Here is a 493-nt window from a genome sequence, read left to right as displayed (position 1 = left end):
GTAGGTCGATTTCGCTCGCTGGGTTGAACAACAGATAGTTTTCTCGGGCAAGCCATTTAAACCACGTCTTCAGCGGTCCCAAGCAGCCCACTTGGCTAGAATGCGTCAGCGGCTGGCCATCCGCCTTACGGTAATAGAACAGATAGCGCTGGTAACGCTCCAGCACCGGCTTGGTCACGTCCGCCGGTTGCATCAGCCCGCGCTCATCGCACCAAGTAATAAACCGGCGCAGGCTGCTGTGGCGGGCCTTCACCGTGTATTCCGAGTAACCCTTGACCCGCAGGTATTCGAAGTGCGCCGCCATGTAAGCCAGCATCGGGTGATGCGCCAGCGGGTCCGCCACCTGACGCCGGGGTACTTGTGGCTTGGTTGGGCGGCGTTGGCGTGTCTTGAGTTTCTGGCCCTTACGCGGCATAGCCCGCGCCTTCTACCGGCACCACCGGCAAGTGAGCTAAGGGATGTACGACCACGAGCGGATCAGGGGTATTTTCAG

Annotated in this window: 1 protein-coding gene; it reads right to left on the bottom strand. The window is 59.8% G+C overall.

Annotation, left to right across the window (positions count from 1 at the left end):
• A partial coding sequence (locus ACUHMQ_RS21035) for a phage integrase N-terminal SAM-like domain-containing protein (protein WP_445297387.1) occupies window positions 1-415 on the bottom strand: 415 nt, incomplete at its 3' end.
• Window positions 416-493 lie beyond the last annotated feature (78 nt).

The sequence above is a fragment of the Chitinimonas violaceus genome, from assembly GCF_052601015.1.
The sequence above is the reverse complement of the archived record's forward strand: the minus strand, read 5'-3'. Positions and strand labels throughout refer to the sequence as shown.